The sequence below is a fragment of the Cytophagia bacterium CHB2 genome (assembly GCA_030263535.1).
Taxonomy (GTDB): Bacteria; Zhuqueibacterota; Zhuqueibacteria; order Zhuqueibacterales; family Zhuqueibacteraceae; genus Coneutiohabitans.
Window position 1 is genome coordinate 1 of record SZPB01000235.1, and the last position, 10097, is coordinate 10097.

A 10097-nucleotide genomic window follows, 5' to 3' on the forward strand; every position below is an offset into this window, starting at 1 on the left:
ATCGTTTTCGAGCATGCCGGCAAACAGCTCAATGCCGCCGAGTGGATTGCGAATCTCGTGCGCCACGCCGGCAAGCATCATGCGCAGATTCTGCTCGCGCGTCACAATCGCCTCGCGCATGTGCTGCATGGTTTGCGCGAGAAAGCGGATTTCCTCCGTGCCCTTTACTTCGAAAGCCACTTCGGGCGCGCCTGCGCCGATGGCTTCCGCCGCGCGGCGCAAGCGTTCCAGCGGCGAGGTGAGACGCCGCGCGAAAATGATGCCGCTGATGGCGGCGACGATCAAACCGAGGGCGGCAATACTCCACAACACGCGTTGTATTTCGGCAATTGCAGACAAGGCTGCCGCGCTGCCTTCAATGCCAACAATCGCGACCACGTTCCCGTCCTCGCGCAGCGGCGCATAGGCGGCTTTGAACGGCTGATTTTGCGCGTCAAAAAAAAGCTTGGCGGCAGAAGCCCGGCCCTGCCAGGCGCGGCTGATTTCTTCCTGATCGAACCGCAATCGAACATATTCGCTGCCGATTGCCAATTCGCGCCGGCTGTCGAAGAGAATGCGATCTGTTCGTGCAAAAATCATGATGCGCGCCAGCGCGCCGGCCTCTGCCAGCGGCGCCAATTGCGCGTGTAACGTGCTGGCCGTGCGCGAGGTTTCATCGCCGGGCAGCAGGCTGATGATCGGCGCCGCGCCCACAGCCGCGCTCGCGGTTTGCGCGCCGGTTTTTGCAAATGCCGTGAGTTTGTCTGCCAGCTCGCCCTCGATTTGCGCGCGCATGCGCCACTGCAAATAAAAACCGGCGAGCGCGAGCACGGCGCCCATCTGCAAAATCAAAAACAAAATGAGTAAGGTTCGAATCCGTGGGCGAAACATGAGGCGAGAAGCGACTGGCAAGAAATGATGATGCGCTAGTTGCCGTTAACGACATCAGGTTTGCGACGGCGAAACACGAGAAACAGCCCGGCAAGAATCAACAGCACCGGCCAAAAATCGCGATACTGTTGAAACGGGCCGAGGGTGACGAAAAAAATAGCCGACAGGCCGATCAAAATAAAAGCGGGAATCACAAAACCGGTTTCGCGCTTGCCGAAAAAATACATTAATAAAAATCCGAGCCCGGGGCCGAGAATGAAAACCGGCCACAACTCTTCCATGTAATACCAGCGATTGTTCCACGCGCAAAATTGAAACAACGCGCCTTGACTCAACAGAATTGTAGCCGGCATGAGAAAACCGTAGCTGCGGCGATTCGCGAGAAAAAGCCCGAGAAACACCAAACCACCGAGAATCATCCACAATGGCCACAGTTCTTCCCAATAGAACTCGATAAAATTTCCAAGAAAAAACGATAATCCGACGAGTATGAGAATCCCGCCGGCCACAAGCGATCTGCGATCCATAATCTGACTCTAATCTGATTCGGATTTATTTGGAGAAAAGCAGGCTTCGACAAGCTCAGCCTGCGGAAGCTCTGCTGCGACAGTGCAGGCTTCGACGAGCTCAGCCTGCGGCAAAATCAAACATTTTCACATAACTTGCTGGCTGATTGACGGATGAATTAACGTAAACCGCCTTTGAATGTCAAGCGCGATCTTGCATTTGGCCTTTGGCGGGGCTATATTTGCGCGCATTTAGGGCGCATGAAAACTTAATGGCCAATGGTTAATAGTTGTCAATGATTAATCGACTATTGCCATTAACCATTAACCATTCCTAACGCATTTGAACTGCCTTATACCATCCAATCGGTACGAAGGAATCACCTATGATTGATCAAAAAGATTTTCGCCGCGTCCTGGGCGCTTTTGCCACCGGCGTGACGATTGTGACGACGCGTGCGGGCGATAAAATACACGGTTTGACCGCGAATGCCTTTTGCTCGGTGTCGCTGGCGCCGCCGCTGGTTTTGGTTTGTGTGAATAAAAACGCGCAAAGTCATGACTTGATCATGCAGGGAAAATGTTTCGCGGTGAATATTCTAAACGTTGATCAACAGCACATTGCAGAGCGGTTTGCGCAGGAGGCGCTTTCCGGCGCCGCGAGATTTGATACGCTGGAAACGCGTGCGGCGGTCACCGGCGCGCCGGTATTGGACGAATCCCTCGGCTGGGTGGATTGCAAATTAACCGCAAGCCATGAGGGCGGCGATCATACGATTTTTGTCGGCGAAGTTGTGGCGCTGAGTGATGGCGATGCAAAAGTTTCCCCGTTGCTTTATTTTCGCAGCGAGTATCGAATACTGGGGAATTCTGATTTTCCGGCGCGATAGCGTTCCGCCGCGGCATTTGCTATGATGAGGCATGATCAAGCCATGATTGAACAATACGTTCCCATCAGAGGATTGGAGGCGTGATGAAAAAAGTGGGATTCATATATGCTGCTCTTGCAATGCTGTTGCTATCCTGCGCCGGACCGGCAAGGATTTCGCAACCGCGCGCCGGTTCAATCGGCGACAGCATCAGAATCACGTTGCTGCAAATCAATGACGTCTATGAAATCACTCCGGTGAGCGGCGGCAAAGAAGGTGGCATGGCGCGTTTGGCAACGCTGCGCAAACAACTACAGGCAGAGAATCCCCACACCTTTATGTTGCTGGCCGGGGATCTCTTCAGCCCTTCGGCGCTCGGCACCGCGAAAGTCGACGATGTCCGTTTAGATGGCAAACAAATGGTCGCGGTGTTGAATGCGGTGGGCCTGGATTTCTGCACGTTCGGCAATCATGAATTCGATTTGAAAGAACCGGCTTTCTTGCAGCGTTTGTCAGAATCGCGTTTCAACTGGGTTGCCAGCAATGCCTTTGACAAAAACGGCAAGCCATTTTCCGGAGTTTCCGAGAATATTATCTTCACTGCGAGCAACAAAACCGGACAATCCGTGCGTGTGGGATTGTTTGCCGTAATGCTGACGAAAAATAATCCGAATTATGTGACGTTTCGCCTTCCGCTTGAGGTTGCGCGCGAGCAAGTAAAAAAACTCAGAGACCAGGTTGATATTCTCATCGCCCTCACGCATTTGACGCTCGACGAAGACATTCAGCTCGCGCAAACGCTGCCGGAAATCGATTTGATTCTCGGCGGGCACGAACATGAAAATGTGCAAGTCTGGCGCGGGCCGGAGTTCACGCCGGTATTCAAGGCGGATGCCAATGCGCGCTCGGTTTATATTCATGAATTGACGATCGATCCCGCCACCAAAAAGCTTCGCATCGATACTCGCTTGCAACCGATTACGTCTGAAATTGCCGAAGATTCCGAAGTCAAAGTGGAAGTGCAAAAATGGGTGGATTTGGCTTTTAACGCATTTCGCAAAATGGGCTTTGAGCCGGAGAAGCTTGTGGTTAATTCTCCCGACGTGCTGGACGGCCGCGAGTCGACGGTGCGCAACACGTCAAGCAAACTGACGGAGTTGATCACCGCCTCATTTCTTGCGGTGGCGCCGGAGGCGGATCTCGCGATTTTCAATGGCGGCTCGATTCGCATCGACGACGAGCTGCAGCCCGGCCCGGTTTCAGAATATGACGTGATCCGCATTCTGCCGTTCGGCGGCTACATCGTTTTCGCGGAAATGCGCGGCCGCTTGCTCAAACAAGTTCTGGAGCAAGGCCAGAAAAATAAGGGTAGCGGGGGCTATTTGCATACCGCGAACGTTACCTGGAGCAGCGAAAAAGACAATTGGCTGATCAACGGCATCGAGCTTGACCAGCGCCGCAATTACAAAGTGGCAATCAGCGATTTCTTGATTTCCGGAAACGAGCACGGGCTGGATTATTTGAATCGCCAAAATGCGGATTTGAAAGTGCTGAATGAAAATGTTGCGGAAATACGCCGGGCGTTGATCGATCACTTGCAGAAAATCTACGGCAAGCCGTAAGGCCGCGCCACGACCGGCAAAAAGCCTTTGCTTTATTTGAATGTCGGCTTTATTTTATCAATGGGGAGGCGAGCATGAACGAAGAGCGGGCGAATTTCAAGGCCTATGAAGCGCGATTGATTCAACTGCTGCGGCTGCGTTTCGAGCAAGCCAATTTCAAAGTCGAGGATCATGAAAAGGTCGGTGAACTGCCGCTCGAAATCGACGTGATCGTGATTTCAGCGGACGAGAACAAGAAACCGGATTTTTCCAAGCTGCCGCCGCTGTTTCGCTATTTTCAGCGCTTCAACATCATGGAGCTGAAAACCGAGAAGGATCGCCTAGAACCCGGCGATCTGCTCAAGCTGCAAGCTTACGGCTGGCTGTACATGGCGAAGCATAGCATCTACAGCATTGCCGAGGTGACGCTCTCGGCTGTGGTGCATCATCTCAGCGCAGCGGTTTTGAATGTCTTGCCTGTGCTTGGCTATAAGTTGATTGAGCCCGGCATATTCCGGCGTGATTCGGATATGGTTTCGTATCTGATCGCAACCGAAGATTTGCCGGATGAGGTGACGCCTGAAGAGCTGCAAATATTTTCGACTCCGGCGCGCCGGCAGAAAATTATCTTGTCGCAATTCCTGCTCAATCGTTCGACTCCGATTCTCGAAACCGTTTTTGATCTTTACCAAAGTGAGGTGCTCAAAATGATTGACGTTAAACCGGAGTTTATCGATAAGATGATTGAGACCCTGGGGCATGAAAAGCTGATCGCGGCACTGCAAAGAACTATGGGCGCCGACAAGCTATTGGCGGCTTTTAGCGGTGGTGATCAAGACAAATTGATCGCCGCTTTGAGTCAAACTGGGGCACGCGACAAGCTTTTAGCCGCTTTTAGCAAAGAAGAGCTTCTGTCAGTCTTGAGCAAAGAAGATGTGATAAAAGCACTGGGAGAAGAAGAAATCCTAAAGTCCCTGTGGAGCAAACTTGGGGCAGAACAGTTTCAGAAACTTCTGGCTCAGATTGATCGAAACTGAATATGAAACTTCTCTCCTGGAACGTCAACGGCATTCGCGCGGTGCTCAAAAAAGGCTTGGTGGAATTCATTCAAAAAAACAAGCCGGATATTCTATGCCTGCAGGAAACCAAGGCCGCGCCCGAGCAAGTTGAATTGGAATTGCCGGGTTACCGGCAATACTGGAACTCCGCCGAGAAAAAAGGCTATGCCGGCACGGTGATCTTTACGAAAACCGAACCGCTCAGCGTGAAAAACGACATGGGCATCGCCGAGCACGATCGCGAAGGCCGGGTGATTGCCGCGGAATATGCGGATTTTTTTCTCGTCAATGTTTATACCCCCAACGCCAAGCGTGATTTATCACGCCTTGATTATCGCATCAAATGGGATATCGATTTTTTGAAGTATCTCAAGAAATTGGAAAAGAAAAAGCCGGTGATTTTTTGCGGGGATTTGAACGTGGCGCACACGGAAATCGATCTCACCAATCCCAAAGCCAATGTCGGCAATCACGGTTTCACGCCGGAAGAACGCGCCGGTTTTGGCAATATTGTGAAGAAGGGGTTTGTGGACACCTTTCGCGAGTTTCAAAAAGAGGGCGGGCATTACACCTGGTGGAGCCAGATCGGCAATGCGCGCAGCCGCAACGTAGGCTGGCGCATTGATTATTTTTGCATTTCTGCTGCGCTGCGCCCGCGGCTCAAAGAGGCTTTTATTTTGTCCGAGGTGATGGGCTCGGATCACTGTCCGATTGGGATTGTGTTGAAGTGAAGCGTCATGAAGGGTTTTGAGCACAGATTTGTGCATGTTCTCAAATGCAAACAACAATAACTCAGCAAGATTCCACGTGAATCCGTGCGCGAGTGATGCGAATAAGGTTTATCGAAACACCGACGCGGTAATCTTCAAAGTCATACTCTGCTATCATTGTCATCCAGAGAGAATCCTGTGAAGTTCCAAGCTCAACGCCCAGTACTTCACAAGATTTCTACGGAATGACAGATGGAGTAGGTATGCAATCATGATGTCCGTGTACTGCTTTCCTCACAACGAAAACCAGCGATTCAGTTTCACCAGAAAAACATTGTCCGGATAAACCTCGAACAAATCCCTTACATCATTCCGGAACGAGAACTCGCCGTCGGAAGTGAAGCCGGTGCGGCCTTGCGACCACACCAAAAACACGGTTGAACCCGGGCTGTATTCCCACCGCAAAACCAGATTCGAGCGAAACTGCTTGAAGTTGAAATTCGGTTTGCCAAAAGCATAATCGCTCACGCCGTCCAAATTCTCATCAACCAAAAATGTATTCGAAGCGGCCTCGTATGTGAGTTCGTTGCTCAGGACATGAAAGCGATCGGCATAGTTTGCCGCGCGCGACGAGGTGATGCGCTTGAATTGGGAATATTCTCCGGCGGAAACGAACGGCTGACCGTAAAACTGCACCGACAGATTGGGCGTGATGCTGCAATCGATGCGTGTCGTGAGTCCCAGCGTCCGTTGATCGATCCGGCCGAAAAGATACCGGCTTTCCCCGTTGTTGGCGGGTGTGCTGACATATTGCAAATCGTCTTTGTTGATGCCATAAAACGGGCTGAAGCGCACGTTTAACGACTTGACCGGGCGCACAGACATTCCCAGGCCGATTTCGTGATAACGCGAATCATTTTCATCTTTCCAACTGTTGTAGCCGTTCACGCTGAACACCACGGCTTTGCGCTGATCGGTTTCAATCGTGAGCCATTGATTCCATTGCCCGGGCAGGATCAGCGCCGGTCCGCCGCGCAACGCCGTGGTCGAGAGGTTTTTGCTCTCGCGACCAATGCCAAACCAAATGTACCAATAGTTGCGCAGGGGGCCGCCGCCGTTGATGTTGCCGCCTTCGAAAACTTTCTCTCCGCCAAAATTCCAACCGTACCATTGATTCACATTGAAATTCAGGCGATTGAAAATCAGTGTGGGCTTGGTGAAGCGATAGCCCATCCAAAATGATTGCATAATGCGATCGGCCTGGCGCAAGAAGCCGGCATCATTCAAATCGAGTCCGGGCGAACGCCACGTGACACCCAGATTAATACGTACGGGGCTGTTGCCGCCGCGACCGAGGCTGAGATTGCCGCCGTGCCCGGTGAGTGAGGTACGGTTGGGATCGAATTCGACATAATCAGCGTCCGGCCGCTGAAAATAGCGCTGCGAGGAGGTTTGCGCGGCGGAAATGGCCGCTGCCTCGCCGCGAACATGACTAAACACGCCCAACGCATCAAAGTAGTAAGTACGATTATGCCATTGATGGCGGAAGTCGATGCCGCCGGAATATGCGGCGCGATTCAAATAGTTGAGTTGCGAGTTTGTGAGATCGCGATGCGTGGCGGTGAACATGCCGCCGATGGCGCTCGTACCTTTGTTGAAATCTTTCTGCACGCGGCTGACAAAAAAGTTTGTGCGCGGTTCGACGATCTCTTTTCGGCGTTGTCCGTTGAAATCAATCTCGGCCTGTTCCTTGTCCGTCACCGCATCGAGAATGCCGAGGGAAAAACCATTTTTGGTTTTGCCAGTGATTTTGGCGGCAGCAGCAATCGAGGTATTTTCCGGCACATTGGCGTATTCGCCGGCAGCAAGCGAGGGATACGCATGCGGTAAACGGCCAATGCGGCGCGAATAGAACAAACGATCATTCGAAAACGAACCGTCGCCGCCAGTGAGGCGATATTCCAAAATGTTCTGGCCTTCGATGAAGAACGGCCGTTTCTCCTGGAAAAACGTTTCAAACGCGGTAAGATTGATTTCAGAAGGATCTGCTTCCACCTGGCCGAAGTCCGGGTTGATGGTGACGTCCATGGTCAAATCGCTGGTCACGCCGACTTTCGCGTCCAAACCGCCTGAAGCTTTTTTGAGATCGCCGGTGGCAAAGGGATTTCCCGCCACCTCTTGAAAGCGCCGCATGCTGCTCACGCCATAAGGCAGCAGCTCGATACGGCTTGAGGCTTTGATGCCGGCAAGACCCTTCAATTCGCCGAAATAACTTACCCAACCGGCGGTGTTTTGCGGAATGTATTGCCATACCGAACGCTCTTGTTTGCGAAAAAGCCGGCGTTGCAATTGAATGCCCCACACATGTTCGTCTTTGTCGCCGAAGCGCAGTTGGCTGAAGGGGATGCGCATTTCCGCGCACCAGCCTTCGGCGTCGACCGAAACTTCACTAAACCAAACGGGATTCCAATTGGCGTCCCAGTAGTCGCCATCATTGGAAACCGCTTCATCGCCCTTGACATTGGCCGCGTTAATGGTAAAGGAAAACGCGGTGCGATGATCGAAATAGCTGTCGATGTTGATTTCAACCCAGTCGCCGTCAAACACGTCGCGGCGGGTGACGCGGCGCACGATCTTGTCCGGTTCCGCGTCGAAAGCGCGCACGCCAACGTAGAGATTTTTTTCATCGAACAAAATTTTGAATTGCGTTTGATAGGTCGGCGCTGCGCCATCGTTAGGCTCGCGCTGGGTAAAATCGCCGGTCCAGTCGACTTTTTCCCAGACTTCGTCGTCGAGGCGGCCGTCGATAACCGGCGCGTGGGGGTTGATATGTTTGGTATGATACGTTTTCTTCGGCGCGGGCTGCTGGCCGGCGACTTGAGCCGCGGCGACCACGAACAAGGTTAAGGTCAGTAGCTTCACTCTCATCACGTCTGCTCCTGGGGCTGTGACAAATGCACGGAAGAACAACAGCGCCGGAAAAGCCGTTGCTCTCCGCGAGGGCTTGTCGCTTTCTGTCCGTAAGACAATCGAATTTGAAAAAGGTTACCAGCAAGTGAGAAAAAAAATCTGCAGCTACGACGTGGGAATAGCCGGGAAGGTTGCCAGGGTTTTAACGAATGGATATTGTTGAGGAATGAGGGGGACTGCCATCAACGAGGCGCCTGTACATACGTAAACGCATGTGAGCCGTATTCCTCCGCAACACGGCGTTTGGCATCTTTTTGCCACTATAACTCATGCGTGCCCGGTTTCTTGCGGGCGGGGAATATTGTAGCGTTTGATTTTTTCATACAGCGTCGAGCGATCGATGCCGAGAATACTGGCGGTCTCTTTCATGTTGCCGCGCGCCCGCTGCAGCGTGACGGCAATGACTTTTTTTTCCACCTCTTGCAAGGTCAGGTTGGAGGGCACAGTCCAGCCGTTGCCGCTTTCCAAATCGTGGCGCAGAAAGGCAAAATCGTCTTCTGTCAAAATTTTGCTTTTGCAGGTGACGATGGCGCGCTCCACGGCATTTTCCAATTCACGCACGTTGCCGGGCCAATTGTGCGCGAGCAAAAGCTTGAGCGCCGTCTCGGTGATGTCGTGCACTTCTTTGCCCAACTCGTGGGAGAGCCGTTCGATGAAATAACGCGCGAGCAGGGGAATATCCTCGCGCCGTTCGCGCAGCGGGGGAATACGGATGTTGATGACGTTGAGGCGATAATAAAGATCGTCGCGGAATTTATCCTGTTGCACGGCCTCGCGCAAATCCACGTTGGTCGCGGCAATCACGCGCACCTCGACTTGAATTTCTTCCGAGCCGCCGACGCGATAGAACTTGCGCTCCTGCAAAACCCGCAACAAATCCATTTGCAATTTGAGCGAGATATCGCCGATTTCATCGAGAAAAATCGTCCCGCCTTCTGCCATCTCGAATTTGCCCTTCTTTTGCGCCACGGCGCCCGTGAACGCGCCTTTCTCGTGGCCGAATAATTCGGATTCCAACAGCGTTTCCGCCAACGCCGCACAGGACACACAAATGAACGGCTTGCCGGCGCGCTCGCCGGAATTGTGAATGGCGCGCGCGATCAATTCCTTGCCGGTGCCGCTTTCGCCTTGAATGAGCACGGTGCTGCGCATGTTCGCCACCTCGCGAATAAGCTGAAAAATTTCCAGCATCTTGCCATTTTTGCTGATGATGTCGTCGAAATTATATTGCCGCGCCAATTTTTTGCGCAGAATCAAATTCTCGCGCTGCAAGTTTTTCACCTTCATAATGCGGCCCACGAGCAGCGAGATTTCCTCGGGGTTGCACGGCTTGACGATGTATTCCTGGGCGCCTTCTTTCATCGCGGTGATGGCGGTATCCACCGTGGCATAAGCCGTGATGATGATGATCGAGGCCTCGGGATGCAGCTTGCGAATTTCCATCATGGTTTCAATGCCGTCCAGCCCGCCGGGCATTTTCAAATCGATGAAATAAATGGCGTAGTCTTTTGCG

The 10097-nt window shown here is 52.5% G+C and carries 8 protein-coding genes; 4 read left to right on the top strand and 4 right to left on the bottom strand.

All coding sequences use genetic code 11. The annotated features are described in order from the left end of the window. Positions 1-870 (bottom strand): HAMP domain-containing protein (locus FBQ85_19985; GenBank protein ID MDL1877415.1); only part of this gene is annotated, 870 nt, incomplete at its 3' end. 35 nt (positions 871-905) lie between these two features. Next, the gene (locus FBQ85_19990) at positions 906-1397 is read right to left on the bottom strand and encodes a hypothetical protein (GenBank protein ID MDL1877416.1); all 492 of its coding nucleotides are present in this window, start codon (positions 1395-1397) and stop codon (positions 906-908) included. A gap of 365 nt (positions 1398-1762) precedes the next feature. On the opposite strand from FBQ85_19990, the gene FBQ85_19995 reads away from it, so the two are divergent. The 4 genes from FBQ85_19995 to xth all read left to right on the top strand — a co-directional run bounded on the left by FBQ85_19995 (position 1763) and on the right by xth (position 5635). Continuing rightward, on the top strand, positions 1763-2266 hold the full coding sequence (locus tag FBQ85_19995; GenBank protein MDL1877417.1) for a flavin reductase family protein: 504 nt from the start codon (positions 1763-1765) through the stop codon (positions 2264-2266). A gap of 119 nt (positions 2267-2385) precedes the next feature. Beyond that, a complete protein-coding gene (locus FBQ85_20000; GenBank protein ID MDL1877418.1) occupies positions 2386-3867 on the top strand; it encodes a bifunctional metallophosphatase/5'-nucleotidase in 1482 nt (493 codons plus the stop codon). A 74-nt stretch (positions 3868-3941) separates the two neighbouring features. Continuing rightward, positions 3942-4883: a hypothetical protein gene (locus tag FBQ85_20005; protein MDL1877419.1), complete on the top strand. Its 942-nt coding sequence runs from the start codon at positions 3942-3944 to the stop codon at positions 4881-4883. A 2-nt stretch (positions 4884-4885) separates the two neighbouring features. Beyond that, positions 4886-5635, top strand: coding sequence for an exodeoxyribonuclease III (gene xth, locus FBQ85_20010; GenBank protein ID MDL1877420.1), 750 nt, complete (start codon positions 4886-4888; stop codon positions 5633-5635). A 273-nt stretch (positions 5636-5908) separates the two neighbouring features. Here the strand turns inward: xth and FBQ85_20015 are convergent, their stop codons facing one another. Next, entirely contained in the window at positions 5909-8545 is a 2637-nt protein-coding gene (locus FBQ85_20015) for a hypothetical protein (protein ID MDL1877421.1), read from the bottom strand. A 306-nt stretch (positions 8546-8851) separates the two neighbouring features. After that, the coding region (locus FBQ85_20020) for a sigma-54-dependent Fis family transcriptional regulator (GenBank protein ID MDL1877422.1) at positions 8852-10097 on the bottom strand (1246 nt) is incomplete at its 5' end.

What these genes read in the sequence shown, in the direction of transcription:
- FBQ85_19990 (MDL1877416.1), bottom strand. Translation starts at nt 1,397, where the DNA reads ATGGATCGCAGATCGCTTGTGGCCGGCGGGATTCTCATACTCGTCGGA.
- xth (MDL1877420.1), top strand. Translation starts at nt 4,886, where the DNA reads ATGAAACTTCTCTCCTGGAACGTCAACGGCATTCGCGCGGTGCTCAAA.
- FBQ85_20005 (MDL1877419.1), top strand. Translation starts at nt 3,942, where the DNA reads ATGAACGAAGAGCGGGCGAATTTCAAGGCCTATGAAGCGCGATTGATT.
- FBQ85_19995 (MDL1877417.1), top strand. Translation starts at nt 1,763, where the DNA reads ATGATTGATCAAAAAGATTTTCGCCGCGTCCTGGGCGCTTTTGCCACC.
- FBQ85_20000 (MDL1877418.1), top strand. Translation starts at nt 2,386, where the DNA reads ATGCTGTTGCTATCCTGCGCCGGACCGGCAAGGATTTCGCAACCGCGC.